The 26,988-nt window shown below is 57.5% G+C and carries 20 protein-coding genes; 7 read left to right on the top strand and 13 right to left on the bottom strand.

Annotated features, from left to right (window positions below; all coding sequences use genetic code 11):
• Nucleotides 1-81: 81 nt before the first annotated feature.
• The 4 genes from AABO57_02890 to AABO57_02905 all read left to right on the top strand — a co-directional run bounded on the left by AABO57_02890 (nucleotide 82) and on the right by AABO57_02905 (nucleotide 4,103).
• Nucleotides 82-1,086: a PDZ domain-containing protein gene (locus tag AABO57_02890; GenBank protein MEK6284666.1), complete on the top strand. Its 1,005-nt coding sequence runs from the start codon at nucleotides 82-84 to the stop codon at nucleotides 1,084-1,086.
• A 184-nt stretch (nucleotides 1,087-1,270) separates the two neighbouring features.
• Nucleotides 1,271-2,308, top strand: coding sequence for a potassium channel protein (locus tag AABO57_02895; GenBank protein MEK6284667.1), 1,038 nt, complete (start codon nucleotides 1,271-1,273; stop codon nucleotides 2,306-2,308).
• A 1-nt stretch (nucleotide 2,309) separates the two neighbouring features.
• Nucleotides 2,310-3,467, top strand: coding sequence for a glycosyltransferase (locus AABO57_02900; GenBank protein MEK6284668.1), 1,158 nt, complete (start codon nucleotides 2,310-2,312; stop codon nucleotides 3,465-3,467).
• Nucleotides 3,468-3,626: 159 nt separating this feature from the next.
• Entirely contained in the window at nucleotides 3,627-4,103 is a 477-nt protein-coding gene (locus AABO57_02905; protein MEK6284669.1) for a nuclear transport factor 2 family protein, read from the top strand.
• Nucleotide 4,104: 1 nt separating this feature from the next.
• On the opposite strand, the gene AABO57_02910 is transcribed toward AABO57_02905, so the two are convergent.
• The gene (locus tag AABO57_02910) at nucleotides 4,105-4,395 is read right to left on the bottom strand and encodes a Dabb family protein (GenBank protein ID MEK6284670.1); all 291 of its coding nucleotides are present in this window, start codon (nucleotides 4,393-4,395) and stop codon (nucleotides 4,105-4,107) included.
• Between the two features lie 70 nt (nucleotides 4,396-4,465).
• Nucleotides 4,466-4,819 carry a hypothetical protein gene (locus AABO57_02915; GenBank protein MEK6284671.1) on the bottom strand — a complete coding sequence of 118 codons (354 nt, stop codon included), beginning with the start codon at nucleotides 4,817-4,819 and terminating at the stop codon, nucleotides 4,466-4,468.
• A gap of 17 nt (nucleotides 4,820-4,836) precedes the next feature.
• Here AABO57_02915 and AABO57_02920 point away from each other — a divergent pair, with 17 nt between their 5' ends.
• Nucleotides 4,837-5,385 (top strand): hypothetical protein, encoded by a 549-nt coding sequence (locus AABO57_02920; GenBank protein ID MEK6284672.1) that lies wholly within the window; start codon nucleotides 4,837-4,839, stop codon nucleotides 5,383-5,385.
• A 173-nt stretch (nucleotides 5,386-5,558) separates the two neighbouring features.
• Complete coding sequence (gene mutL / locus AABO57_02925) at nucleotides 5,559-7,547, top strand: DNA mismatch repair endonuclease MutL (GenBank protein MEK6284673.1); 1,989 nt, start codon at nucleotides 5,559-5,561, stop codon at nucleotides 7,545-7,547.
• 105 nt (nucleotides 7,548-7,652) lie between these two features.
• On the opposite strand, the gene AABO57_02930 is transcribed toward mutL, so the two are convergent.
• The 4 genes from AABO57_02930 to AABO57_02945 form a co-directional block, all read right to left on the bottom strand.
• Nucleotides 7,653-9,269 carry a 5'-nucleotidase C-terminal domain-containing protein gene (locus AABO57_02930; protein MEK6284674.1) on the bottom strand — a complete coding sequence of 539 codons (1,617 nt, stop codon included), beginning with the start codon at nucleotides 9,267-9,269 and terminating at the stop codon, nucleotides 7,653-7,655.
• 183 nt (nucleotides 9,270-9,452) lie between these two features.
• Nucleotides 9,453-9,947, bottom strand: coding sequence for a zinc ribbon domain-containing protein (locus tag AABO57_02935; protein ID MEK6284675.1), 495 nt, complete (start codon nucleotides 9,945-9,947; stop codon nucleotides 9,453-9,455).
• Between the two features lie 144 nt (nucleotides 9,948-10,091).
• On the bottom strand, nucleotides 10,092-11,678 hold the full coding sequence (locus tag AABO57_02940; protein ID MEK6284676.1) for an OmpA family protein: 1,587 nt from the start codon (nucleotides 11,676-11,678) through the stop codon (nucleotides 10,092-10,094).
• A 405-nt stretch (nucleotides 11,679-12,083) separates the two neighbouring features.
• Nucleotides 12,084-13,313 carry a hypothetical protein gene (locus AABO57_02945; protein MEK6284677.1) on the bottom strand — a complete coding sequence of 410 codons (1,230 nt, stop codon included), beginning with the start codon at nucleotides 13,311-13,313 and terminating at the stop codon, nucleotides 12,084-12,086.
• A 449-nt stretch (nucleotides 13,314-13,762) separates the two neighbouring features.
• Here AABO57_02945 and AABO57_02950 point away from each other — a divergent pair, with 449 nt between their 5' ends.
• Entirely contained in the window at nucleotides 13,763-14,362 is a 600-nt protein-coding gene (locus tag AABO57_02950) for a winged helix-turn-helix domain-containing protein (protein MEK6284678.1), read from the top strand.
• Nucleotides 14,363-14,412: 50 nt separating this feature from the next.
• Here AABO57_02950 and AABO57_02955 read toward each other — a convergent pair whose 3' ends face one another.
• The 7 genes from AABO57_02955 to AABO57_02985 all read right to left on the bottom strand — a co-directional run bounded on the left by AABO57_02955 (nucleotide 14,413) and on the right by AABO57_02985 (nucleotide 26,815).
• Nucleotides 14,413-14,928, bottom strand: coding sequence for a response regulator (locus AABO57_02955; GenBank protein MEK6284679.1), 516 nt, complete (start codon nucleotides 14,926-14,928; stop codon nucleotides 14,413-14,415).
• A gap of 514 nt (nucleotides 14,929-15,442) precedes the next feature.
• Nucleotides 15,443-15,799, bottom strand: a complete 357-nt coding sequence (locus AABO57_02960) for a hypothetical protein (GenBank protein ID MEK6284680.1) — start codon at nucleotides 15,797-15,799, stop codon at nucleotides 15,443-15,445.
• A gap of 16 nt (nucleotides 15,800-15,815) precedes the next feature.
• On the bottom strand, nucleotides 15,816-17,309 hold the full coding sequence (locus AABO57_02965; GenBank protein ID MEK6284681.1) for a S8 family serine peptidase: 1,494 nt from the start codon (nucleotides 17,307-17,309) through the stop codon (nucleotides 15,816-15,818).
• 282 nt (nucleotides 17,310-17,591) lie between these two features.
• Entirely contained in the window at nucleotides 17,592-17,975 is a 384-nt protein-coding gene (locus tag AABO57_02970; GenBank protein MEK6284682.1) for a hypothetical protein, read from the bottom strand.
• Nucleotides 17,976-18,146: 171 nt separating this feature from the next.
• Nucleotides 18,147-22,655, bottom strand: coding sequence for a GAF domain-containing protein (locus AABO57_02975; protein MEK6284683.1), 4,509 nt, complete (start codon nucleotides 22,653-22,655; stop codon nucleotides 18,147-18,149).
• Between the two features lie 133 nt (nucleotides 22,656-22,788).
• Entirely contained in the window at nucleotides 22,789-23,991 is a 1,203-nt protein-coding gene (locus AABO57_02980) for an HD domain-containing phosphohydrolase (protein MEK6284684.1), read from the bottom strand.
• 142 nt (nucleotides 23,992-24,133) lie between these two features.
• Nucleotides 24,134-26,815, bottom strand: coding sequence for a DUF3616 domain-containing protein (locus AABO57_02985; protein MEK6284685.1), 2,682 nt, complete (start codon nucleotides 26,813-26,815; stop codon nucleotides 24,134-24,136).
• Between the last annotated feature and the right edge of the window lie 173 nt (nucleotides 26,816-26,988).

Here is a 26,988-nt window from a genome sequence, read left to right on the forward strand (position 1 = left end):
GGTTTTGGAACTTTTGTTCTTCCTGGGCGTGCTGAAGCCTGAAAGCACAGTTCACAACTCGAAGAGTTTCGGAGGTATAAAATGCTCAGACGCCTTTCTTTGATCATACTGCTCATCGCAGCGGTTGGAGCCGGGGTCGCTATCGCCAGCGGCGCGGCTCAAAAGGACAAAGCAAAGAGTAAGGACCAGCCAGAGAGCAAGGAGCAGGTCGAGAAGGAGAAGGAGAAGGCATTATTACAGTCTCCTGGCCTTTTTGGGCTTGAGCTTGGAGCAGGCGAGGGCGGTTACCTCGGCGTTTATCTTGAAGAAGTCACGCCCGAGAGGACCAGGGAGCTTGGCTTGAAGGAAGAGCGAGGGGCGGTGGTGATGAAAGTAGTCGCCGACAGTCCGGCTGCTAAGTCAGGGCTGAAAGAGAACGATGTGATCGTGTCGTTCAACGGGCGCCGCGTCGACAGCGTTCGTGAACTGCAGCGACTGCTCAACGAGACTCCCGCCGACCGCACGGTCCAGATTGAGATCGTTCGCGGCAACTCCCGGCAAACGCTCGCCACAGCTTTGGCGAAGCGGTCTCTTCAAAGTTTCAAGTCGCTCGGGCCCGAGTTCAACGAGAAGTTCTGGAAGCAGAACGAAGAATCGATGAAGCGAGCCGAAGAATCGCTCAAGCTCTATGAAGAAACAATGAAGGAGCATCAAGGAACCCTGAAGGCGCTGCCGCCGAACTTTGGCGACTTCGCTTTTGTTAATCCCGGCGAGTATTCATTCTTCAGCGGAAGACGGTTGGGAATCAGCGCCGAGTCGCTCACCGATCAGCTAGCCGAGTTCTTTGGAGTGAAAGACAGCAAGGGTGTGCTCGTCGCGTCGGTTGATGAAAACAGTTCCGCCGCAAAAGCAGGAATCAAGGCCGGAGATGTGATCATCGCCATCGAAAACGAAAAGGTCGACAGCGTGCGGGCGCTGGTCAAGGCACTCTCAGCCAAGACGGAAGGCCCGTTGGCCGTTAAGATTGTCCGCAATCGGGCCGAACAAACTCTCAACGTGACGCTCGAGAAACGAGAGCTTCCAACCACACGCCGCCCGCAGTTGTAAACGCGACTCTAATCGGGTCGTGCAAGGCTTTGCGTCATAAGCTTTCTCCTTCAAAGGAGGCGCGATTGTTGCGCCTCCTTTTTTTCGCGCCCGCCGAAGTTCCCCGAAAGCTTACGAGCCGCCGTTGCCATTTCTTGCTTCAAACCTCCCGCGACGATAACATACAGCTTCACGTTCAACCTTTATGTCGCCGAAGAAGAAACTCCAGATTGCACTTAGCGCGATCGCCGGTCTGATCGCGTTCGGTACTCTTGGCTTCAAGTTGATCCTTCCTTTCTTGTCATGGTTCGACTCCTTCTATTTCACGTTGATCACTCTCACAAGCGTTGGCTACGGCGAACCTGAGAATACAACCGAGGGCGCTCGTTACTTCACGGCGGTTCTGATCATCCTGGGTGTTGGCACACTCGGCTATGCGCTGTCATCCGCCGCGCAGGCCGTGATAGAGTCCGAGCTGCTATCCACTTTCGGGAAGCGAAAAATGTACAAGGATATCAATAAGCTCAGCGGCCACTACATCATATGCGGGGCCGGCCGCGTGGGCGCCGGTGTTGTCCGCGATGTCGCCCGCAGCGGCCACGAGTTCGTTGTCATCGAAGGCGACGAAACCATCGCAGACCGCCTGCTTGCGCAAGGCCACATGGTGTTGATGGGCGACGCCACCAGCGAGGATGTGCTCAAGGCTGCGGGCATCGAGCGCGCTCGCGGTATCGTTTGCGCTGTATCATCCGACCCGGACAATCTCTACATAACGCTGACTGCGCGAGACTTGAACAAGGAGCTCAGAATTATCGCGCGAGCCAACGACGAAGCGGCGGTTGGCCGCCTGGTGAAGGCGGGCGCCAACAAAGTCGTGTCTCCTGCCTTAACCGGATCGACCAAGATGGCGCAGATGCTGCTTCGTCCAGCAGTAGCCGATTTCATCGAGCTGGCGACGATGAGTGAGCGGCTCGAGCTTGAAATAGAACAGGTAGAAATAGGCAACGAATCGCCGTTCATCGGACGTCCGTTGAAGGACACCGGCATCCGTTCGGAACACGGCGTCATCGTCATCGGCATCAGGCGCGCGGACGGAGCTATGATCTTCAACCCTTCCGCCGACACGATAATCGAAGAAAGAGATGCGCTGGTCGCGCTCGGAAGCCACGGCAGCCTCGAAACGCTCGAGCAGATGGCCAACCCTGGCAGCAGCTCGGGCGCGGTAAAGCATCATCGGCACTAACGTGACGCCAGCCGTCAGCATCGTCATCCCAAGCTGGAATGGGCTTGAGCTGCTCAAGCGGTTCCTGCAATCCGTGATCGCCGCCGCAATCCAATACAGCGAACAGTTCGACGCTCCAACTGAGATCGTCATCGTCGACGACGGCAGTGTCGATGACACAGCCGGATGGCTGCTCGATCGGGGATTCGTAGAAGAGACGCCGGTGCGCGCGGCAGCTCTGAACAACGCAGGCCACATCAAGAATCCTGAAAGCCACGCCTTCAGCGGTCAGCAAATATCGCCGAGTCTCAGGTTAATCAGGCACGAAACCAATCGCGGGTTCGGCCCCGCATGCAATCGCGGGTTCGAGTCAGCCCGGTACCCGCTGGTGTTCCTTCTCAACAACGACGTTGACGTCGGTGTGGGCTCGATCGCGCCGCTGGTCGAGAACTTCGCAGACCCTTTGGTGTTTGCAGCTCACTGCCGAGTCTTCGATCTCGAAAGCGGCCGCGAATGTGGAAGCGGGAAACTGGGAAGCTTTTCCGGCGGCTTTATTCGAGTCCATCGCAGTTATGTGTGTGTGCCCGCCATCCCGGGCGAGGAAGCAGCCGAATCGAGAGACGCTGCTTCGCGTTACTCGGCGTTCGCGAGTGGCGGCTCGGCAATGTTCGATCGCCGGGTGTTCCTCGAGATCGGAGGATTCGACAGTCTGTTCGCGCCGATCTACTGGGAAGACGTCGATATCAGCTATCGCGCGTGGAAGCGAGGTCTTTCGGTAGTCTACGAGCCGCGTTCGGTCGTGCATCATCGCGTTTCATCCACTATGCGCACGGTCAATCAGCGCCGTGTGTGGCGGATGCAGCAGCGAAATCGTTTGATCTACCACTGGGTCAACTTACATGATGGGCGGCTGATGGCTTCGCATACGATGTGGGTGGCATTGCTTGCTTTGGCCGCTCCGCTAAGACTTCAGCCGGGCTTTCTCTTGTCTCTTTTCGCGGCGCTGAAGAAGCTGCGTCAGATCCGCAAGCGGCGGCTTGAAGAGAAACGGGCTGCGCGACGAGGAGATCGCGACGTGTTCAACATCTTCACGTCGCTGGAAAAACGGCCCGACGTTCTTGCCTATGACGATTACGCCGAGCTGCAGGCGATCGATCTTGCAACGGCAAGCAAGGAGTAACTCAGTCTTAGCGTCCTTTGCGAGTCTTTGCGTCCTTTGCGAGAAACGGGGTTCGCGCAAAGAACGCTAAGACCCGCAAAGGACGCTAAGAACTCTCCAGCTTCCGCCAGAACGATGATCAACGCCCGATCACAGACCAATCCTGTGAGGTACATTTCGATGCTCAGAAAGAACCTGGTCAATATCGGTTTTGGAATATGCGCCGGTTTGCTGCTAATGCCGGCGGTTCCAGCGTTCGCGAAGCAGAAGAGCACCCCGGAGCCGCGCGCGGCGCGAGAGATTCGCGACGTGCTGGATCGCCAGGTCCAGGCGTGGAACCGCCGCGACCTTGAAAGCTTTATGCAGGGTTACTGGCGCTCGCCCGATCTGACCTTCTATTCGGGCGGAACGAGGGTCGCCGGTTGGGAAGAGACACTGACTCGATACCGCAACCGGTATCAAAGCGCGGGAACCGAAATGGGCAAGCTGGAATTCCTGGATCTGAAGATTGAGTTGCTCGGGCCGAGCGCCGCATTCGTTCGCGGGCGATTTCATCTGAAGATGTCGAGCGGCGAATCAGGCGGGTTGTTCACGCTGACGTTTCGAAAGTTCCCCGACGGGTGGAAGATTATCCACGACCATACGTCTACCGCGTAAGTTAATATTCGTAATCGACAGAGCCGGCGGCGTCGCAAATTTCACGAAGCTTCAAGACGACCTCAACGTGATCGTCGTGGCGTGTGTATGTTTCGAGCGCCTCCAGATCGTCGTAAGTGGCGATCAAAACCGCGTCCCACGCGCGAGCCGAATGCATAATGTCCTCGCCGATTTCGAACGAGCGGATGACATCGATCTTGTCAGGCAGTGCGCGTAGTTCATCGAGCACCGCTCGGCGCTCTGCCACGCTTGCTTCCGGTTTGAACTTAAAGAAGACGACGTGTCTGATCATGGCTCGCTAGTGATAACAGACCGGCGTGAGTGGAGCAAGAAAGAACGCAGATAGTCTGACCAATCAAAGCTCAATGGAGCTCCAGACTGATGCACAGGGGGCCTTGTGCTGCGTCCATAGCGTCAAGCCACCACTCGTTGTCGAATCGCTGCAGTTTTGCAAAGGCCTCGGCAGGTGTAAGCTGAAGGACGAGGAAGAGCACCAACTGCTGGTCGTCCATGCTATCCGGATCGGCAATCACCTCAAGAGCGTAAGACAACGGTGCGAAGTAACGGGTTGCTGTGTCGTAAGCCTCAACCAGAAGAGGAACCAAGAAAGCATGCTCACCGAGGAACCTTCTCACCTGTATCGGCTGCCGGAGAGAGTACAATCGCTCAAGCTCTTCGATGTTATTCGAAGCGGCAACGGCCTCTTCAACGATCATTAGTTCCTCGTGCAAGAATGTCTCTCCTCAAGCTGGTCTGCCGAAACTTAAGCGTATCTTCGCATTTTGGAAGCATCAAAACAATACGAAACAGACGCCTCAAATTTAAGATCGAACTTAACCAAGAAACTCTAACTTGGTTAAATAACTTTCCAGATGCTTGGTTTTCTAGAGATGGTGGCAATGCATTCTTGCGCGAAAATGGAGGTATCTGGACTGCCACCTTCGATAATGTTGTTAATCACGAGGTCCGGGCTTACTTCGGCGGGCTGGGCCTTTCCGATGACTACATGCCATTCATTCAGCATGGCGACACGTACCTGGGTTCTTGGGTGATGGACGCTGCTATCGTAATGAGAGGCACGATGGGCAGAGCGTACACTGCGCTTTCAACAATTGGTGACTTGTCTAGGATCGCCGAAGGAGTCACGGGCTTAAAGAGCCGGATGCTACAAAGGTTAAGTTTGGAAATAAACGACAGAGTCCGAGATACCATTAGTTGGCTTGGCTTTTTCTCAGGCGTGATCTCATTGGCAATCTTCATCGTGAAGAATCTCTTTGCCTAGCCGGCTGGAAGCGATCAGCGACTCTCTCACCTCGAACACCGCAATCACAAGGCCTACAGGGTCGATGTCGCCGTTGGGACTCGCACTCATCCTCGGTTGCCTGCGCGCCGATCTTAAAGTCTATGCTAGCCCGGTAGTCATTCACCCCAGCCTGCGATAAGATTCCAGCGCCAATGTCCAAGATCAAAGTACTGCCCGATTCGCTCGCCAACAAAATCGCCGCCGGAGAAGTCGTAGAGCGGCCTTCTTCTGTCGTGAAGGAGTTGCTCGAAAACGCGCTCGACGCCGGAGCTAGTAAGATCAACATCGAAGTCGAGACCGGCGGCAAACGCCTGATCCGCGTCCTTGACGACGGCGAAGGCATGACTCGCGATGACGCGATCATCGCCTTTGAACGACACGCTACGTCGAAGCTGCACACAGCCGATGATCTGGAAGCCATCAATACGCTCGGGTTTCGAGGCGAGGCGCTTCCTTCTATTGCATCGGTCTCTCGACTCTTCCTGCGCACCAAGACTGCGCGCGACAACGAAGGCACCGAGGTCGAATTCAACGGCGGTAAACTGGTCGCCGTGCGCGATATCGCCTGGCCGGCCGGCGCGGAAGTGGAAGTGCGCGAACTCTTCTTCAACATTCCCGCGCGCCGCAAGTTTCTCAAGAGCGATGCGACCGAGAGCTTTCATATCGCCAACCTGGTTCAACACTACGCGCTAGCCAACCCGCAATTGTCCTTCCTGCTTGTTAACAACGGCCGCGACGTGGTTCGCGTAGCTCCCGCGCAATCGCTCAAAGAGCGCGCTTATCAGGTCCTCGGAGGCTCGCGGTTGGACAAGCTCGTCGAAGTCAACGGCGAGGCCAACGGTCTGAAAATCTCGGGCTTCGTGTCCAACCCGCAGGAGCAACGGTCGTCGCGCGACGCGCAATACTTGTTCATCAACCGCCGATTCGTCCGCGATCAATTGATAGGGCGCGCGCTAAGCGAGGCTTATCGTTCGATGATGCCTTCGGGGACCTATCCCGCGGCGGTTCTCTTCATCGAAGCGCCGCCGGCGGAAGTCGACGTGAATGTTCATCCCGCAAAAACAGAAGTGCGATTCCTTCACGAGGGCGCGGTGCTCGCTTTCGTTCGCGACGCGGTCGCGGAAGCGCTGCGGTCTACCCAACCGATTACGCAAGTCCCCGGCGTCGCGAGATCACGCGCGGAGAACGAGGGTGCGGTTGCGCCGAGCCGGGGAGCAGTCGAGCGGAGAGGCTGGCCATCGGCTGATTTCGACACCACGGCGCGCTCACCGCGCGAAAGTCCGGGCGTCGATAGACAGCCTGGAGCGGTCGGCGGCGATACGATAGCCGATGCTGCGGGGGCCGATGCTGCGCGCCCGAGCGCGAGGCCTGCGACCCGCAACAACTCGCCGCTTGGCGGAGAAAAATGGCAGGAAGATTTCGCACAAACGAACGACTTTCCTGTTATCGCGGCCGAACACGCAGAATCAATCGAGTCTGGTTGCGCGGGACCCTCGGCTGAGCCGATTAGATTGGAGGGCGAAGCGAGACCGCTCGAGTCAAACGCGCTGCCCGGGCTGGGACACGGTATAAAGCCGCTTGGCCAGATTCGTGACAGCTACATCGTGGCGACCGACGAGGAAGGCTTGCTGCTGGTCGATCAGCACGTCGCGCACGAGCGAATCTTGTTCGAGCAGTTTCGCGATGCTCGACTCGCGCGCTCGGCGGGATTGCAGCCACTGCTGATACCGGCGACGATCGACTTGACTCCGGCTGAAACAGAAGCGTTCGTCATCGTTCAAAGCGAACTCGAAAACATTGGGATCGAAACGATGCAGCTATCTGGGCGGACCATCGCGATCAAGACCTCGCCGGCTGGACTCGGGGCGGGCGACGTGCTGGCTGTAGTGCGAGAAGTGCTCGCGGTAGTCGAGCGCGAGCGGCGCGATTTCACCATCGAACGCATGCGTGACAAGATCGCCGCCGAGCTTGCGTGCAAAGCGGCGATCAAGGTCAATATGCCGCTCACGTCTGAGAAGATGCAGTGGCTGATCGATGAGCTAATGAAGACGCAGAACCCGATGACCTGCCCTCACGGCCGGCCGATCATGATGCGGATGGGACTGCGCGACATTGAACGGGGTTTCAAACGCCCGGTGTGAATGGCAAAGAGCAAAGAGCGAAGAGCGAAGAGCGAAGAGCGAAGAGCAAACAGCTAGAGCAAAAAGAGCTAAGAGCTAAGACCTAAGAGTGACCGAGGTGACCGCTCATCTCATCGAATAATACAGACTAACGTTCGCGCTATTTGCCATGCGGGATCTCTGGTTCCCGTTCCCGCTCACGGATTTGATTCGACCTTCGACTTGTGGAGCAATCGTTCCCAACTTCCGGACCGCTTCCATAACCACGTCCGGCTCGACTGGTCCTTCTTCAGGTTTGATCAACAGCGCTACGCCTTTTAAGTCATAGCCGTCACCACCGCCCCAGAGGTAAGAGTTCACAGACATCGTGTAAGCCTTCTCCGGCTCAATTGGTTTACCTCCGACTTCAATGCTGACAACCCGCGACCCCACTGGCCGACCGGCATCGTACGTGAATATGATCCCGGACACTTGAGGGAACCGGCCGTCTTCTTTCCCGGCGACGCTCACGCCGTTCTCCAGAAGCCGCTTAACGTGCGCGCCGGTCAACCGCACCTTCACAAGCGTATTTTCGAATGGCAAGATCGAGAGGATGTCTTTCTTGGTTAGATCGCCGGGTCCATAAGTCGCGTCCGAACGAATGCCGCCGCTGTTGACTAACGCGCAATCGGCTCCCAGGGCCTGTCTATAGGCATCCGCAAGGAAGTTTCCAAGATTGCTTTCGCCGCGCCGAATCACCGACGCTCGAGCGTCGAGGACCACCGACGTTTTACCGATCACTTCGCCGAGGCTGGCGTTCAATTGCTTCTCGTACTCGCGGACGACGGCTGCGACCTCCGGATCGTCCGGAACGCTGTCGGTCACCGGGATCGCCTGAAAGTCGGCTGATTGAAGCTTGTATCGCGCGCGCGAAACGCTCGATCGCGAGTTCCGCGAGGCCGCCAAACGAACGACATTCAAATCAATGCGGCCGAGATTGCGAGCGTCGGAGCCCATCTTCATTATGAGCGCGCGGCCGGCGAACGACTCGAGCAACTCGTGCTCGTGGCCTCCGACAATCAGGTCAACATCAGCTTCAGCGGCGAGCCGCTTGTCGTCGCGCATCGGCAGATGCGTCAACGCGATTACGATGTCCGCGCCTCGCCTGCGAAGCTCGCGGGACAGTTGCCTGCCCACAGTGACTGGGTCGTCAAACCGAACTCCCGGTCCGGGCGCGGACACCGAAGCGGTTTCAGCCAGCAACAACCCGAAGATCGCCACGCGCACGCCGCCCAGGTCGCGGATGATGTACCGGCTTGCACCGCCAAACGGCTTGCCGGTTCGCCTGTCAAACACGTTGGCGATCGTATAGGCGAACCGCGACTCTCTCATTCGTTCGCGCAACACCTCTGGCCCGAAGTCGAATTCGTGATTGCCCAGAGTGGCGATGTCCAAACCGGCGGCGTTGAGCGCAGCTACCATCTGCTTCCCTTTGAACAGGCGCGACGCAACCGACGGCGAAATGAAATCACCCGAAAGCAGAAACAACGTGTGCGGCGACTGAGCGCGAATCTGTTTTTGAAGAGTTCCCACGCGAGCCATGCCGCCGCGCTTACCTCTGTCAACCGGTGAGATTTGATAGACGTCGTTTAGCTGAAGAATAGTGATTGTTGTTTCAGGCGGCGATTGCTTGAGCTGCGCGATCGCGTGCGCCGGTAACACTACAACGCTACAAAGAACCCAAAGAGCTATTCTGATTCGCATCAACTGTTCTCCTCGCCGCGCCTTGTTGCGAATGAAACAAAGGCGGTTAATTCTACAAGGCTCGGCAGCGGAATCGAAATCGAAACTTGGATCCGAGTAGACCTTAGCTCGGAGGCTCGATTTCAATCGTGCAGTGTGCGGAAAGACTGAGAGTGATTTGAGGAACGGCACCAAATCCGCGTCTCAATCGCTATGCCGGTAAGGATCCCTTGTCGGGTCGAGCTGACGCGTGGTCTGTTCGGTAACGCTGGGTGGCGGGAAGAGGACTTCATTGCGAGGAGGTGGAAGTTCTCCAGTCCTAGCCCCCGCCGGCATAGCGGTTTGGTTCGCTCCCGGCGCCAGGTGGGAGCCGTATTTTGCGCTGACGATTTCGGCGACGCCTTTGCCAAGCGAGGCGAACGCGGGAATGAGCATCCAAAACCACCATCCCCTCCCGGCATTGCTCAGCCCGAGGGCAAGGGATACAAGCAGGAACCCGAGGCCGACAAACACCTTGGTTATTCCGTTGGCCAAACTGGCCGGGCCGCCGCGCTCAAAGTCGTGCCGGCCACGTCTCCTTGAACGAGCCTCGGGCAAACGCCCAGTCAAAGCTTGCGGCACCAGGCTTAAGTTGCTTCCGCACGAGCGGCAGAACTTCGTGTCGTCGCCGTTTTGCGTTGCGCATTTCGGGCAATACATTGATGTTGACCTCGAGCTGAAGTTGCGGAAGGCGATTACGCTTCTAGAGGCTAATCTGTTCTGCGCGGTATTTCAATGAGAAAACCGTCCCGCCAGACGCCAACCATACGTCTGGCGGGATCCGGTCCAGCCTGTCATGGCTTATCAGGGCGCCACAAATACAAGTTCTACTCGCCGGTTCATCGCGCGCGCAGCCAATGTCTTTCGCGCCGAGACCGGAATCGTCGCGCCGCGTGATTCGACTCTGAAGCTCGAACGCGAGACGCCGAGCGCCGCCAAATAGTCTGCTACTGCCTGTGCGCGGCCCAGCGCAAAAGCGTCCGCGTTGGGCCGCGAGTCTGAATGGCTCTCGATAGAGAACGCGGCGTCCGCATGAGCTGCGATGAATCTCGCAAGCGCGTCCATCTTCGACTTCACTCTCACGTGTAGAGTCGTCTGGTTCAGCACGAAGAATGAATCGCTCAGCGTAGCTGCAAAGCCGTTCCCGCTTGGCTTCACAGTGATGAGCGCGGCAACTCCCGCCTGCAACGCGGCGAAGTCCCGGCGGCGACCTTCGGCTAGCTGCTTTTCGCGCTCAGCCCGCTCCATTGCTTCGACTCTTGTGGAGGTTTCGTTCAGCTTCGCGTTTGTCGAAGAATACTGCGACTGCAACTCGGCAACGCGCCCGCGCGCTTCCGTGAGGTCCTGGCTCAGGCGATCAGCCTGGTTGCGCAGCCTGTCGGTCTCGGATTTGAGTGAGCGATTTTCCGCTCGCGCATCAGCGGCTTCACGCATCACCCGATCGAGTTGGTCTTGCGCGTTCTCGCGAGCGATCTCGGAAGCCCTCAATCGCGACTGGGTGTCGGCCAACTGCGAGCTGAGATCGGAAGCTGTATCGGTCGCGCGGCGCACCTCGGCATCGCGCCGGGAGATCTCGGCCCGCCGCTCGGCCGCTAGCGCGCGCTCTTCGGCGATGTCCCGGGTGCGGACGGCCATCGTTATGGACTCGCGCGCGATTCGGCCTACGTCGTGGACCTTCGCGCCGTGACGAAACGCGTCTTCAGCTTGATTGAGCAAGTTCGCCGCTTGATTGAAGTCGTTGGGGGCGTAACGCTCGCCGTCAGCCAGCCGGGCGATTTGCACCGCTCGTCTTGCTTGCAGAAGTTCCATCGGAGTCTTGTTGTAGTCTCGCTCGGCAAGCGCCGGCACGCTCGTATCGGTGTAGTACTTGCCCGAGTCGCCGGCGAAGGAGATCTCCGAGACTTGCACCTGAACGTTTTTGGATGTTGGCGCCAGGTTCTCGAGCACTACCATGCGAGAGGGCAGCTTCACCAGATAATGAGGCTCGGCGGTTACGATCATTGCGAAGGTCTGTTGCGGAGTCGCCGTTTTGAGCCGAGCCGAGCTGCCCGAAAGACGAAACTCTCCCAGGTTATCCACCTGCCCAGCGGGCGTGATGGCCCACAACACATAAGTCGTATAGTCGGCTCCGTAGTTGAATGCCGGGTTCATGTTTTGAATGGTGATATCTATCTCGCTCTCGTTTCGTTTGCGCCACCGTTCGACTGTAGCTTCGCCGCGCGCGGTCGGTTTGAGAGTGGTGCCGGCCAATTGCACGGAGACAGGATCTTTCAAGTAAGTGACTGCTATGGTTCGACGGCGAACGTCGCCCCCGGCTTGCCCAAAGGCGAGTGAGCCGAGCGCCAACGCCGCCAGCAGAACGCTGATCGAGATCGTGGGAGACTTTTTCATACACATCCTCTCGCTGCGGAGAAATCTAACAAAGCCGCGCCCGGGGCTATCGGAGATGCGCCTTGTTGTTGAGTTTAACGCCGGTAGCAGAGTGAGGTTTCACAACGCGAATTCTAGCAAGCGCGCGTTGACGCTCACAAGCCAGCAGAACACCGGGCAAACTGCCCGGGATGATCCTTAAGAGCTTTGGCGACCAAGCGACTTGAATGTCGGGCGAGAGATCCAACAGTGGTGTCGTTCTCCGGGTCAGCGAGCGAACCCGTAGGTACCTCCCTTTCTGCTCACTGAACGTTCGTTATCAAGCTAGGAGCACTAACCGGTTTCATCACAACTCGCTTGCATAGGCTTCTCGGTAAGCATTCGTACCCCGGTGAAGCCTATTCAAGCGAGCTAGCCTTCACTCAGCTAAAGCGACAATAGGTACTGAACCAGATCATTTTTCTCTTGATTGGTCAGACCCAAGGTGAAGCAAGTGTTATAGTGATTAACGACATCCAGCAAAGTCGCAAAGCGACCATCGTGGAAGAAGCCGCCTTTCTGGTGCGACCACAATCCTTTCAAGGGCGATGTGCGGTACCGCCTGTCCGGGCCGCGATTGGCCTGAAAATCATCAATGCAAACATCTGCCGCCGTGTGCAGGTTCCAGCCAGGTTCCGTGTAGATTGGGCTCACGTGACAGTTGTTGCATCCCGCCTTGCCTTCAAACAGCTTGTCGCCGCGGTCTGCTGCGGCTTGGTCAAAGCTACCATCCGGGGGCTTCGGCGCGGGAATCGCAAGTTGATAAAAGTGGAGCGCCGGAAGCTTGGCTGTAATCAGGTCATCGTCAGGATTAATGTGTGGCAGATCGGCGAAGCCGTGCGATGCGGCGATAGGAAATTGCGCAGCGTTATTCAAGCGAGGATCGAAGAACCTGCCCTTTCCGTGCATCTCAAGATTAGCCACGAAGGCATTCCAGTGTGTCACCGATCCCCATCCGGTCCAGGTGTGAAGGTTCACTCCTACAAGTCCGAACGCGGGCGGTATCAACGTAGCGCCAGGCACATTCGTGCCTGTCACAACACGGTTGGAGATCTGTTGCGGATTGAATGCCTTGCCGTCCAGGAATAACTCTGCATCAAACTTTCCCGGCCCCCAACTGTGAAGCACCTGTCTGACAGTGTCCTGGCTCACGCCAAGAAGATTCGCAACCGAACTGAGGTCGGGGGCAAGAGCGATGACTGCGCCTACATTGAGGTCGCGGTTGGCCCACCCATCAAGGCGATGGCCTATACCCGAAGCCAGCGAGTTATCAACCGAGGAGTGACAAATAGCGCACGTGATCCCAACTGATTTCAACCTGTCGCCCTGAAAGATTCCCTTCACTCCTATTACAGCATTGAGTTTCAGCAGAGCAAGCGTGGTGGCAGAGTTGTTGAGATCAACGCGGCCCTTTTCCAAGTCCTTCCGTAACTGTTTGGGAAGGGCGTCGAGGTCTACTTTCAAGCCGAGACCGAGCGCTGCCGTCGGAGTCAAGCCCGGCCCAACGCCTCCCAAGCTTGCACCCTCAATTGCCTGATGGAGCTTAAGCAGATCGCCCCAGAAAGCTTCATCACCGAAAGTATCAAACCGAAAAGTTTGCCTGCCTTCGTCCATCATCCTCTCTGCATTAGCAGTGATCTGATCGTCGAAACTTTTCACTTTCGCTTTTTGGAGCTGTACCTGAGCGGCTGATTGATCCTGGGCTCGGCCCCTGTCAATGTACAGGAACAGAAATGCAACGCCGGCCAGCAGGATCACCACTAAAGAGACAAGTTTTTTGAAGTGCATAGCGCGGGCTTTGTGAGGTGAGATTTCTTGTTGTCCGTGGCCTTGCAACGCAAAGTCGCGGTGCTGCGTGGATGTGTTGATTTGCTTGACGTCGTCATCCATTTCCTCTTACCTCCATTGAAACTGGTACGCATTCCCTGCGAGCGTCCACCTGAGTAAATGCCTTCCGGCATTTTTGGTCGCGGCTGTAATCAGCTAGTATTAACTCTTAACTGGCGTCGCCTTAGCCGCAACGCTATTAGCATGCATCCTAATACTTGAATTGTAAAGGAGCTTTGATGACCGATCCGAATGAATACAAGGGGCTACGATTCGCCTGCGAGTGTGTGTCGTCGCAGAGTGGGTACGGTGATCCATGGGCTAGTATCTCTCAAAAGAAGCTGCTCCCTGACGGCACAAAGGAAAGCATCATAAACTCGGTAGGTAAGGAGCCGAAGACAATAGCGCAGCTTGCCAAGGAACTCGATCTTTCGCAACCAAGTATTCATAGGCACATCGGTGAAATGATGGCCAGTGAGCTCTTACGTGAATCTGAAGAGTGGGAGAGGAAGTATCCCACCGAGCGTTATTACGAGCCTAACTTTCCTGTCGTGAGAGCGGATGAACGCGCCGAGTTTGAAGCTGCTTGCCAAGAGATGGCCGAGCGTGTGGCTGACCTGTTTGAAAAGCGGCGCAAACAACTCGAAAGCGCTTTCAATAAGACCGATCTGGCTAATCGGGGATGGATGTTTGCAGATATTGCACAATACCTCTACGCTAGCGTACAACGCGGCGCGCGCGAGTTGCTCGAACAACGTGGCACGCTTCAGCCGCGCGAAAAACACCGCAATGGCGTAGAGTGGGTTTTCTGGGCAGAGGAAGCAGACGCAAACAAATAATAAGAACCAGCCTCGGCGCGCGGTCTCTTGCGAAAGCCCGCTGCGTTTGATCAGGAAAGCACATGGCTCAGCGTCGAGTTGAGGTCGTCAAACAGGATTGGCTTGAAGATCACCTCGCTCACAAGCTCACGGTTGTCGTCAACGGTCTCAGCCGGAACGGCGTGGCCGGTTATCAATACCACCATTACACCTGGCCAGCGGCGCACTTCGCTCGCCACCGCCCAGCCTTCCATCTCGGGCATCGAAAGATTGGTGAACACCAGATCGAATTGGTCACGCTCGAGCTTGGCAAGAGCCTCGTGCCCGCTTCCCGCATGATCGGTGCGATGACCAGCCGAGTTCAGCATGCCTACCAGCGCTTCGCGAACCCGCTGATCGTCGTCTACCACGAGCACATTTGCCGACCGCGGGCGAGCCCTGCGATCGCGCTTCGCTTGCTTCTGAACGCTATCGGCTACCGGCAGCCTTATGGTGAACGTAGTGCCTCGGCCCGGGCTGCTGCGCGCTTCGATGCGGCCGCCGTGCCGTTCGATGATGCTGTAGCTCACCGCCAGCCCCAGCCCTATTCCTCAGCCGTGTCTTGATCCGTGGCCGTGGCCCCTCGAAATGATCCAACAGGTCTTTGAAGCCTTGCCAGTTTGAAACTCAAACGTTGGCTTCCTCTGTTCAACCACTCCAGCAGAATCTCCATTGCCCTGCCGTAGAACTCTTGGATTCCGGCAGCATACCCTTTCACTCCAGAGTAGTTGTAATACCCACGGAGCTTCCGGTTCAGCAGCGGGAAGAGCACACGGAGCCTGACGTTGCGCTTCTGCTTGCACCACTGGGTGAAGTTGGCGATCGAGGAGTTTCTTTCTGGAAGTTCGGCGCGCTACGTGAGGCTTGCCCGCGCGGTCTTTGTCCCAGAGAAACTCGAACCCGAGAAAGTCGAATCTCGATGAGCCTGGCTTGTTGCTTCGACTGAAGTGAATCACTCTCGTCTTGTCAGCAGCCAGGTAGAAACCTACGTTTTCGAGCCGAAACGGGTCAAGCGCCTGTTTGATTAAGCGGCGTGGTTAGACGGCTTCGTGAAAGCAAGCCTCACGCCTGAGTTGGCAAGCTTATCTCGGGCGCAATGTGTGCCTCCGCGACACACGGCCATTTGCGAATAACATCGACATAATCCGCAGGCGATTCGCCCGGCGGCAGAATCACCTGAACATAGCGTTGTAACTCCCGTTCGTGCTTCGACAGCTTCGACGGGTCGGCCCCGGCGAGAGTCGGCACCTTGTAGACTATTCTGCTGTTCTTAGGCAGATCGCCACGTGGTGTAAACTTCTCGCCAGAGTCCGACTCGAAGACGCGGCGGCTCCGGTCAAGCCTCCATCCGGTCTTCAATTTCAAATCCACAGGAATCCTGATCTTGCTATCAGAGGGCAACGTCACCGGTGGAATCATCTCAGCACCATCCAGATCAGACTTTCTTCATCGCCATCGGGAGATTCGGCAGCGGACCAATGTTCTGCGTCAACGGCACGCCTGGACCGGGTTCTTGGGGGGTGCCCGTATTCATAAGGAACTTTCTGACTTTGTGCGGCGGGAGTGGCGAGCCATTCTTGGCTTTCGCCCGGCCTTGAAGACACGCGACGGCTCCAGTGATGATCGGTGAAGCGCTTGAAGTGCCCGAGAATCGAAGAGTGTACCAGGAGTTCTCTGAAGCGCCGCCTTGTGCGTCACCATATCCCAGCGTCGTAACATGCCAACCCCAGCCTTGGACGTTGACGATCTTACCATAGTTCGAAAAGAAGATGCGCGAACGCGGTACGCCGAGCGAAGTGTACGAGGGGAGCGACGCTCCGAATCCATCAAAGTCAACGTGATTCGCCGGAGGAACACCTGCGCCTACTACTATCGCGCCGCTGTCTTTTTGCAAACCGGTTCCATTAAAGATCGCCAGATCGAAGTTCTCATCTCCGTTGCCCGCCGCTTCAACGACGGTAATCCCCTTAGCGGTGGCTGCCACAATGGCAGAAAAGATGTCGCCCCAGAACTGCATAGCAACGAATTTTCCGTTTGGCCCGGTGGCCTGCAACTCGATGAGGATTACGTCCCCGGCCTTCAAGAAATTCGCCGCGTTATTGATTGCAGCGGCCGTATTGAACACTCCGCCGACTATAGCCGAATGAACGACGGCCTTTGCCTGGTGGCTGATGCCAACTGTCCCTTTGTTGTTGGGTATGGAAATCATCTCGCCCAGCACCGCGGTGCCGTGGTTTCGCCAGCCCAGATCATCGATCACGGTGCCGCCGATGAGTTGAATGCCCGAAGGCAAATCTTCGTGCTGCCGGTTCCAGTTGCCTTCGATATCGCAGATTGTGATGCCCTTGCCTTTCGCTCCTGCGAGGCTCCATACTTCGGCGGCTCCGATGCCATTTGGGGGCGCGTAAAGATAGCCCTGTGCCGGTTCGAAGTTGCGGCTTCCGGGGGCTGTACCGGCAGGCATCGCGGGCACGGGACGCGGTGCGACGTACGCCTTCCAGACCGCCTCCTTCCGGTTAAGCTCTCTTGCGATCTTGCCGGCATCGCGGCTGTTCTTTGGAACGACCTGGACGAAACCGCTTTGAATGAACTCAGTGTCCATTCCTTTGTCCTTGAACTTGTCAGGGTCGGGCTCCGGAGGCAAAGCCGCCGCGATTCCAACCCGCGCACGAACCGCGGCTGATTTCAAGCCGAAATGGGAGCGTATGGCCGCGACATCATACTTCGCCAGAACCTCGTTAAGCTTCTCCGACTGCGGAGCGGCGGCGGCAGGCGCCGCAAATCTCGACGCTGTGAATGCAACAGGGCTCTCGTAACGCAGTTCGACCACGACGTAATCAGGGACGTCGGGCGCTTCAAACCTGGTGCCGACAAACCCCTCTTTGGTCTGCTGGCCTGTTTGTACCTTGGCTTTCTGTTTCTTTGGCATATCGATTCTCCTTCAGTGGATTCTTTTCTCTTAACTGGAATAGACGGAACTTCGTCATGCCACGATGCAGAACTTTTTGAATGGTACGATTTTTTTCCGCGAGTGAGGTGTAGCAGAAGAGCGGCTGCTGCGCGACGCCGCGGCAATTCGGCTCGGGTTCTTTTAGTCAAGCGCGGTCATAGTGTATGTTCAACGGCGACTTGCGTGGCCGCTCGGGTCGGGTCTGAGGGAGAGGGTGCCCAGGCCGCGTCGAAGTCTTAACACGTTTAGGCGCCAGCCTCTTCAAAATGAGTGTCGCCCCATATACCCTTCCATTGCTTCTTTTGGGACGAAGCTCTCCAGCGGGAAGTCTTCACCAAACGCTGCCCTGCTGTATTGTTCTATCCCTACCGGCTCCTCGAGCATCGGATCATAGACTAGGCCCTCGCAGCAGCACACATAATGCTTTGTCCAGGTGATACTGCCGTAATACTTCTTCGGAATGAGAGGGTGGTGAAATCGATATCCTGGTCTGACCGTTTCCTTATGCAAGCACGCAATGAAAGGCTGATGTCCAACATCGATCAGCAATCTGGCAATATCACGTGCTATTGCCAAACAGTTGGCTTCATAGCTGTCTGCGAGCAGGCGTCGTTTGTCGGTTAAGTAACTTAACAGCGATGACATATATCGTTACTCTGGACGCGGTTGAGTATACGGCAAGTCTTACAATGCGGTAAGGCGGAGTTGATCAGGTTGCGGGCTTTACTCTGCTCGCCGTGGCTCCTTGCGGATCTGTGCACCCGGAGCTCAACGCGGAACCCTGAACCCGGAACTCTGAACCGCGAAGCGTTCAGATCAGGAGAGCACCTGGCTCAGCGTCGAGCTGAGATCGTCAAAGAGGATTGGCTTGAAGATCACCTCGCTCACAAGGTCGCGATTGTCGTCAACGGTCTCAGCCGAAACGGCATGCCCGGTTATCAATACCACCTTTACTCCCGGCCAGCGGCGGCGCACTTCGCTTGCCACCGCCCAGCCATCCATCTCGGGCATCGATAGATCGGTGAACACGAGATCGAATTGAGCATGCTCGAGCTTGGCAAGAGCCTCGTGCCCGCTTCCCGCATGATCGGTGCGATGACCGGCCGAGTTCAGCATGCCTACCAGCGCGTCGCGAACCCGCTGATCGTCGTCCACCACCAGCACATTTGCCGATCGCGGGCGAGCCCTGCGATCGCGCACAACTTGCTTCTGAACGCTGTCGGCTACCGGCAGACTTATGGTGAACGTAGTGCCGCGGCCCGGGCTGCTGCGCGCTTCGATGCGGCCGTTGTGGCGTTCGATGATGCTGTAGCTTACCGCCATCCCCAGTCCTATGCCGCTCGTGCCCTTGGTCGTGAAGAACGGCTCGAATACGTGCTCACAAACGTCGCTGGTCATTCCAATTCCGCTGTCGGTCAAGCTCGCGTGGATGAAGCCGTCTTTTAGGTCAGTGGCGATTCGCAGGCGGCCTCCTTGCGGCATCGCGTCCAGCGCGTTGAGGATGATGTTTACGAACACCTCGCGCAACTCCGACCCCGACCCTCTCACGCCGGGAATTGTGTGAAGGTCCAGGTCGACGTCGTACTGCAGGCCGCGCGCTTGCGCTTCGTCGCACCATCGAGCCTTGGTGAGCGTGGTCGAATCTTGAATCAGTTGATTGACATCAATCGCCTCGTTCAACCCTTCGTTTTGCTGAACTCCAAACGCCTGAATGCGCTTCACCGTTTGGGCGCCGTCTAGCGCGGCCTGCTCGATGATATCGATGCGCTGGGCCAGCCCTTCATCCGGACAATCGCGCTTTATCAGTTGAGCGTGTCCCAGTATCGCGGCAAGTATGTTATTGAAGTTGTGCGCTACCCCGGACGCCAGTTGACCCAGCGCGCGCAGCTTATCAGCCTGGGCCGCGCGCTCGCTCGCCACGCGGTCCTCGGTGATGTCGCGAGCAATCGAAAGGATGCTGGTAACTCGCCCTTCGTCGTAGATCGGCGTGTGGGTGAGCAGGAGCAGCCGGTTCTCGCCGCTCTTCCTAGCGACGTTCATTTCGAACGTCTGAGCTTCGCCTTCGAGCGCGCGCGTGAATCGCTCGATCGCGACCTTCTTCTGATCGCCGAAAACAAACAGCCGATAGTCACCCGATTCAAGTTCCTGCCGCGAGTATCCGGATTGCTTGATCAACTGTTCGTTAAACCAGATCAGGCGGCCTTCAGGCGAGAACGCAAGTATCGCGTCATTGGCGTGCTCGATCAGCTTGACGAGGAAGCTGCGCTGCTCGCGGGCGACCGCCTCCGCGGCTCGCAGCTCTGACAGATCTCTTACTATGCAGACCGCGCCGCGCGGACCGGCATGATCGCCGTTATCGCGCAAGCTATCGCCGAGGCCAAAATGGTTTCTGGAGCCATTTGTGACTGGAGAGATGGTAACCAGGACGGGCCGCGACAACCGCTCTGGCACAAGCTCAAAGGTGGCGGGTCTTCCTGTCTTCATCACCTGCGCGACGCGGCACGTTTCGCCCTCAACACCTTGCAGGAGGGTGCAACACCTCCGGCCGATCAACTCGCGCACGTCAGCGCCTTCAAATGCCGCAGCCGCCGCATTGATGCGCCGCAGCACCCCGTTTTGATCGAAGATGAAGATTCCATCGCTAAGCGCATCGAAGGTGGCTTCCCACTGTACCTTGCCGTGCGAAACCAGCTCGAACAGCTCCGCGCGCTGCAGCGCGATGACGACCTGGGCGGCGGCGGCGCGCACCACTTCCGCTTCGTCGTCGGTCCAGTTGCGCGGCCCCGACTTCATGATAGCCGTGATCACCAGGCGCGGCGCGCCTTCGTAGGAGAGCCGCGCCGACATGAACGAGTGGGCGCCGGCCGCGCGAAGCGATTCCTGAGCGCGCCTATCCAGGCGCTCGTCCTCTTCGGAGTTGCAGCACAGGATCACGTCGTTTCCCACGAGGTCGGCGAACGTCATCAAGTCTTCACTGCGGTATGCCGTATCAGGCCTACAAACCTTCCCGTCGCTGTATTCGCATTCGGCTTTCCATTCCCTGCTCAGCTCATTGAACCGCGTTACGAGAATTCTGTCCGCCGCAAGATGCTCCCCGAGCTCGCGCGCTACAACCGGGAATATTTCATCCAGCCGGTTTGACTGGTTGATGCCGTGAATGATGTGACTGATAAGCGCCGCGCGTTCGGCCGACTGCTTCGTCTCCTGAAACAGATTGCTGTGGCTGACTGCGACCTCGACCTGCGCAACGACCGTTTCTATTAGCGCAATATCGCTTGCGGTCCACTTGCGAACGCGGTCGGTCTGATTGATCGAGAGACCGCCCCAACATGATCCATTGACAAATATCGGACACACGATCTGCGAAAGGGTGAGTGGCTCGGTCTGCCACGTTCTAACCGTCGATGCCAGATCGGGGTATGCCGCCGCGAAAGCGCGCACGTCGTCTATGATCAGCGTCCGCCGGGCCTCAAGCACGTAATTGCCAATATAGTCGTTGGCTGATGTCCAAACGTGACTTAATGACAGAGCCGGGTCGCTCAAATGCTCGGCGACGATGACGCTCTCATTTCGGATCAACTTGCGGAAGTAGGTTCGGTTCGCTCCCAGCGCGCGGCCGACTTCTTGCACCGCCACCCGTAGGGTCTCTTGCAGGTCCAGCGAGCGTCGAATGGAAGCGACGATTTGATTGACCAGAGAGGCGCGCTGGGCCGATTCGCGAACCTCGCGATACAGCTCAGCCTGGCGTATGGCCACGGCCGCTTGATCAGCAACCGATTTTACAAGATCGACTTCCCATGGCGTCCACGTGTGGGGTTGGTCGCAGTGATGAAGGCTCAGTATTCCGATCGGCTTGCCATGGACACGAATTGCCGTCGTGAGAATCGCCTTCACGCTGCCGGCCGCGATTCGGATTCGCAGCGGAGCAAGGGTCGGGTCGTTCGAAGGATCGCTTACCGCCACTGGTCTATCCGACGAGAGTACCGACTGCAAAAACGGATTGTTCACCGTTTGAATCTCGTTCAACACTGGTGGGCGGGCAGAGCAGCACTCGGCCACGTACACGTGGGTGACGGGAACCATCTCGGGCAAGGGGCTAGGAAGCAGCGCCAGGCGGCAGCGGCAAACGGAAAGCGCGACGCCCAGCTCGTTGACGATCGCTTGCAACACCGCATCCGAATTGAGCGAGCTGTGAATGGCTGAACCGATCTTGCTGATGAGCGCATCGCGTCGCGCTGCCTCTTGCGCTTCGCGATAAAGCTCAGCCTGATAGAGAGCCACCGCAGTCTGTTCGGTCACCAACTCGAGGAGCTTCATCTCATCTTTCGAGAACACCCGCGGGTTGTCGAACTGCTCGAGCGCAATTGTGCCTACGGTGTGTCCGTCGTAGCTGATCGGAGCCAGCGCTATTGCGCGCACGCCGAGCCGTACGCAGACCGCGCGCATTATGGGATCGCTCTCGTTGGTGTCGGGTACGTCTATGATCTGGCCCGAAAGCAACTGGGCCAGCAGCGGGCTCCCTTCAAGGTCGAGCTCGCTGTCTTTCAGGGTCGGCACCAGCACGCTTGATCGGTACTCGGCTCGAGCAAGAAAGCGGGAGTCTCCGCTCGAGTCGCCGGCGCGGTGCTTATAGATCACGACTCGGGTCATTTTTAGCGTCGTCCCGATGCCGTCGACGGCGAGCTTCAATATTTCATCAACGCGGGCCGCGCTCCTGATGGCGGTCAACAACCGGTTTATGAGTGCTTCGCGGCCGGCGGCGCTTGTTGCCCGCTCCTGTGACTGAAAGTGGTGTATGGTGAGGCTCAGCGTAGACGCCGCGGCTTGCGCGAGGTGCTTGTCTTGAGCGGACCAGCGCCGCTTGCTGCCCTGATAGAGAAGGACCGCGCCGGCGGTTTCTGAATCGATCACAAGCGGAACTAACAGGATCGACTTGATGGCCGACTCTTCCCCTCTATTGGCTCCGCGCGCGAGCCACCGGCTCACCCGTGGGTCTAATGTCGCATCCGATATTTCCAGCACTGAAGCGTGCGAGCCGACGTCCCGCGCAATCTCGATGTCAAGCTGTCGAAGCTTCTCCCTTTCGACGGGGCCGATGCCGCTCGCGCAGTAGTCCCCCGTTCGCCTCATTCCGCTTTCATCTCGAATGAGGATGGCTACGCGCTCAAGCCTTAGTGTGCCGCCGATCTCGTCGGCAGCGCTGCGCAGCGCGGTGCTTAAGTCGGATGATGACTGAGCAAGCGCAACTATCTTGTCGATAAGCGCGCATCCGCGCGCCTGATCTTCGCGGCGCGAGAAAAATCGGTTCTTGAAAGAGAGTCTCATAGCGAAAGCAAAAGTAAAAAGTTGGGGACGTGTAACGTGTCCCTCGGGGCGCCCGTCAGTCGAAAAACGCTCGTGCGACGCGAGGAGAGCGATCCCGGAAAAAAGCTTTGCAGGTTCACCCTTTTGTTTTGTTTCATCTGGCCCATCCGCTCGCGACCTGTTCTCCCGACATGGTTAGAACAGAGTAGCGAATATCGACGCCGGTTCTGGCGTCCTTCATCGTCAGCCCCGGCTCCGTTGAGAGATGCCGAATCTCTCGCCAGCCGTCGAGCGGCACCTCGGTGAACGCTTGCACGATAACCGGGTCGAAGTGCGCGCCCGAGCACCGCGTCAACTCCTCCGCAGCGTCGTCGAAAGAACGCGCGGCTCGGTAAGGTCTATCGGAAGTCATGGCATCGACCGCATCGGCAACTGCGAATATGCGAGCGCCCAGGCATATCTGATCGCCCTCGATTCGGCTGGGATATCCGCTCCCGTCGCAGCGCTCGTGATGCTGCGCTACGATATCAGTCGCGCCTTCGAGGAAATCGATCCCTCGCAGGATCTGCGCGCCGAACTCTACGTGGCGACGCATATACCTCCACTCGTCTTCCGTAAGTGCGTCACGTTTGAGCAGTATTCCGTCGGGGACGCCTATTTTGCCGATGTCGTGAAGCAGCGCGCCGTTTTCCAGAGTGATCAACTCACGGTCATTCAGTCCGATTTGTTTGCCGAGGCGGAGGCAGTACGACACCACTCGATCAGAGTGGCCCTTGGTCTCCACGTCTCTGGCTTCGAGGGCGGCCGCGAGCGCGCGGAGCGTTGCGCGATAGTTCAGATACAGTTTCTCCAGCGTCGAGTTTAGATTCGTGTTTGCGACGGTCAGCTCGCTAGTGCGCAGACTAACGAGATGCTCGAGGTGCTGCTCGTACTGATGATTAGCTCTTAGCAGCGAGCGGTGGCGAAGCGCGCGAGCAACGGCGGACTCGACGTCAGACAGATCGAACGGTTTGGTCACATAGTCGAACGCGCCGCGCCGCATGGCTTCAATTGCGCTCTGGATGTTCAGGTTGCCTGAAATCAGTATGACTACAGTGTCGCGCGAGTGTCTGGTGATTTCCGCCAGGAGCTCGAGCCCGCTCATACCTGGCATCACTATGTCTGATAGGACAAGGTCATACGTCGTTTCCTTCAGGTATTCCATCGCCTCGACCGCGCTGGTGGCGGTCTTGCAATGATGCGTGGCGCCCAGCAAGGAGTTGAGCACTGAAAGAACATTCGGCTCATCGTCGATAATGAGTACTTTGGCGGGCCGATTCTGAGTGAGGCTCAGCGGCGCGCCGATCAGTCCAGTCATCGGTTTTGACCTGAGATTGTGAGTAAAGTAGGGGCACAGCCCTTGATGCAGGCTGGGTCTAAAGTCCGGGGAACGGCACGATCTTAGTACAATGAAGGGTTACGTGCAACACTTTTCTCGCCGAAATTGGAGAACTGACGAGCTATTGCGATTCGGCATAGTCGAGCTTGAAGTAAACACTGTCGTCGCAGACAACGAATATGAATTTCCGTCCGCCGATCTCGACGTGAGTTATTCCCTCGGGCTTCATCTTCGGGTCGAGATCCTGCTCCCTGCGAAGCGCAGCCTCGGATCCGCCTTGGTCGCCCGTCCATTCCCACAGAGTGAACTCGCTCTTGTCGACATTTTCGGGCGCCCCGGAAATGATCAGGAATGAGTTGGACTCCGGGTCGTACTGGATGTCGCGGACGCCAAGCCCCCCAAGCTTCAACGGGATGGCACTCGGTTCGGCAAGCTGAAGATTATCCACTGAGAATGAGCCGGCTGGGTTACGCAGCTTGATGGCCACGATGAACGCGCTTCCATCTTTTCCGAGGGGCCCGCGCAGGCCAAGCAGCCAGCGCCCGCGTTTGAAGTCCCAGGCGATTCCTTCAATGTTTAGACCGCCTGCGCTGCCTTTCTTATCTGCATCTTTCAACTCTGGGACGTTGGCAATCAAAAAGTCGCGGAGGTTCGTCATTGTTTCTGCCTTCGGTACACTCTGACTCGCCGCATCAAAGGCGAATCTCACCAGCGCATTGCGCTCTCCGGCGTTTGGCTGAGATTGGGAGCCCACGATGTAGAAGAAGTTTCCGTCCGATGTAATGCCTTCAGGATTTTCAACCACCGCTCCAAGCGGAATCGGCTTGATCTGGCCAACCTGCTGCCCCGATTCGTCGACTTGCATCCATAGAACTTCGCCCGGCCTGCCGTCGTCAACAATGAGAACGCCGTTGCTTCCCGGAACGTGCACGGCGCCTGAGGCTTCAAAGCGCCCGCCTTGAAACGGGATGCCTGCGCCCTGAAGCTTCATTTTAGCTTTGCCCTTCGTGCCGGTTTCGATGACCGGCTTCTCAGGTCCCGATCGCATCCAAATTGGCAACAACACCGCCAGCAACACAGCCAACACAACGCTCATCACCTGAGCAACTATTCGACTCGTGGCGCCGATGTAGGCGGCCTTCATCCGCTCGTCGCCACCTTTTTTCTTCTTTTTCTTTTTCTTCTTTTCAGCCTTCTCGGCCTCGGTAGTGCCGTCACCTGCGACGACCGCGTCCGACTTCCCTTGCGCGGGAGGCGCGCCATCAGGCGAGGCCGCCAATGCTCCAAGAGCATTCTCGGCCGGAGCCGAAGCCTCCGGCTTGGATTCGTCAGCAGCCTTCGCGAGCTTTTCCCTTTCTCCGGTATCGCCTTTCTCGCCTTTCGCAGCCGCTATTCCAGCGAGTCTTCTCACTTCTTCCAACGCTTCGCCGGACAATACCGCGGTAACGTTAGCAGAAGTCTCGCCCGGATTTCTGAAGGTGAACACCGTCTGCCCCAGTTGAATTTTGTCGCCGTGTCTGAGCGTGTGCGCTTGCGAACCGAGCCGCTCGCCGTTGATGAAAGTACCGTTGCGGCTGCCCAGGTCGACAATGGTGTAGCCAGCGTCTCGGGCTATCACGATCGCGTGAGTGTTGCTCACGGTCGGATCAGACAGCGCGATATGGTTGTGCGCGGCCTTCCCTATTCCGACTTCGTGTTTGTCGATTAGGTACTCGAGCTTTTCTCCAGACGGCAGCACACCGATCAGCCTCGGCCCATAGTAATGATCTGCTTTTTCTCGTATCTGCGTTGCGGTAGCGAGGCGAATGCTTATCTGCGAACGAACCTCACGCCGTACTTTTTCGACAGCGCCGGTGTCGGTAGGGTCGGCCACTGCAAGGAGAGTCGTATCCGCTTCTTTCGCGAAAGGGAACAACTGGTGCTCGCGCGCGAGCCTGGGAGGAAACTCCGCAACGACGGCTTCGTCAATCTGCGTCTTGTTCAAATCGACTACCGGAATCTGAAACGTGCGGCTCATCAGATCGCGCAAGCTTTCTTCATCTGTCAGCCGCTCTTCGATCAACGCGAGGTAGAGCGTCCGGCCGCTCTTACCGCTGCGAACGCGATCAACATCGGCTTTTGAGGCAAGTCCAGCAGCCACCACAGCGAGGGCGAGCGATTCCCCGGTCAACGGTGGGGGCGCTGCGGGTTTGCCTGCGGCCGCAGCCTGCTCAATCTCAAACGCGCCGGTCTCGCTGTAGTCAGTAATCCGGAAGGTCAGCTTCGAGAGCCCCATTCCGATCACGTCGCCGTGATTGAGTTGTCGCGGCGCGGTGACTCGCTCGCCGTTGACGACGGTGCCGTTGCGGCTCCCGATGTCATTGATCGTGTATCCACTGCCCTCGAGGCGAACCATCGCATGAGCGCTGGACACTGCCGGATCGGCGATCACTATGTCGTTGCGCGGCCCCTTGCCGATTTGAGTTTCCTCGTTCTTGAGTTCTCGATCAAACACATCGCCCGTCGGAAGGAGAATCTTCAGGCTCGCCTTCGGCGGGGTGGCCGGTGCAGCCGGGTCCGCGCTGCCGAATGCATTCGCATCCAGGACCACAGTGCTTGCGGGCAACGGCTTCTTGCCTGCGAGAGCCTCGGATTGCACGTTTGCACTTGAGCCGGGGTCGCTCAGTACAGGGACCGGCTCCGAAGGATTGATCTTCAATTTCAGCGAATCGTAATAGGCGTTCAGCTCCTGCCCGCACCGATAGCAAAAGCGCTGCCCTTCGCGAGCAACGGGAGAGTTACACTTAGGGCATTCAAGAGGCATATGAACGTATTCCAGGTCCTCGCGAGCAAAGCGAGACTAGTTAGAATCCCTGGTTTCTTTGAAGCGTTTCCTGGCCGTCTGTCTAAAGCGCCGCGCCGGTCACGAGGACTTGGCCTGATGCGCGGATTATGATAGCGGCTCACAATATCAAAAGCAAGAAACGGCTCGAGAGA

This window comes from Acidobacteriota bacterium, assembly GCA_038040445.1.
GTDB classification, from domain to species: Bacteria; Acidobacteriota; Blastocatellia; order UBA7656; family UBA7656; genus Onstottus_A; species Onstottus_A frigus.

Coding starts and splice junctions, on each gene's coding strand:
- AABO57_02890 (MEK6284666.1), top strand. CDS start 82: ATGCTCAGACGCCTTTCTTTGATCATACTGCTCATCGCAGCGGTTGGA.
- AABO57_02895 (MEK6284667.1), top strand. CDS start 1,271: ATGTCGCCGAAGAAGAAACTCCAGATTGCACTTAGCGCGATCGCCGGT.
- AABO57_02905 (MEK6284669.1), top strand. CDS start 3,627: ATGCTCAGAAAGAACCTGGTCAATATCGGTTTTGGAATATGCGCCGGT.
- AABO57_02910 (MEK6284670.1), bottom strand. CDS start 4,395: ATGATCAGACACGTCGTCTTCTTTAAGTTCAAACCGGAAGCAAGCGTG.
- AABO57_02915 (MEK6284671.1), bottom strand. CDS start 4,819: ATGATCGTTGAAGAGGCCGTTGCCGCTTCGAATAACATCGAAGAGCTT.
- AABO57_02920 (MEK6284672.1), top strand. CDS start 4,837: ATGTCTCTCCTCAAGCTGGTCTGCCGAAACTTAAGCGTATCTTCGCAT.
- mutL (MEK6284673.1), top strand. CDS start 5,559: ATGTCCAAGATCAAAGTACTGCCCGATTCGCTCGCCAACAAAATCGCC.
- AABO57_02930 (MEK6284674.1), bottom strand. CDS start 9,269: ATGCGAATCAGAATAGCTCTTTGGGTTCTTTGTAGCGTTGTAGTGTTA.
- AABO57_02935 (MEK6284675.1), bottom strand. CDS start 9,947: ATGTATTGCCCGAAATGCGCAACGCAAAACGGCGACGACACGAAGTTC.
- AABO57_02940 (MEK6284676.1), bottom strand. CDS start 11,678: ATGAAAAAGTCTCCCACGATCTCGATCAGCGTTCTGCTGGCGGCGTTG.
- AABO57_02945 (MEK6284677.1), bottom strand. CDS start 13,313: ATGATGGACGAAGGCAGGCAAACTTTTCGGTTTGATACTTTCGGTGAT.
- AABO57_02950 (MEK6284678.1), top strand. CDS start 13,763: ATGACCGATCCGAATGAATACAAGGGGCTACGATTCGCCTGCGAGTGT.
- AABO57_02960 (MEK6284680.1), bottom strand. CDS start 15,799: ATGATTCCACCGGTGACGTTGCCCTCTGATAGCAAGATCAGGATTCCT.
- AABO57_02965 (MEK6284681.1), bottom strand. CDS start 17,309: ATGCCAAAGAAACAGAAAGCCAAGGTACAAACAGGCCAGCAGACCAAA.
- AABO57_02970 (MEK6284682.1), bottom strand. CDS start 17,975: ATGTCATCGCTGTTAAGTTACTTAACCGACAAACGACGCCTGCTCGCA.
- AABO57_02975 (MEK6284683.1), bottom strand. CDS start 22,655: ATGAGACTCTCTTTCAAGAACCGATTTTTCTCGCGCCGCGAAGATCAG.
- AABO57_02980 (MEK6284684.1), bottom strand. CDS start 23,991: ATGACTGGACTGATCGGCGCGCCGCTGAGCCTCACTCAGAATCGGCCC.
- AABO57_02985 (MEK6284685.1), bottom strand. CDS start 26,815: ATGCCTCTTGAATGCCCTAAGTGTAACTCTCCCGTTGCTCGCGAAGGG.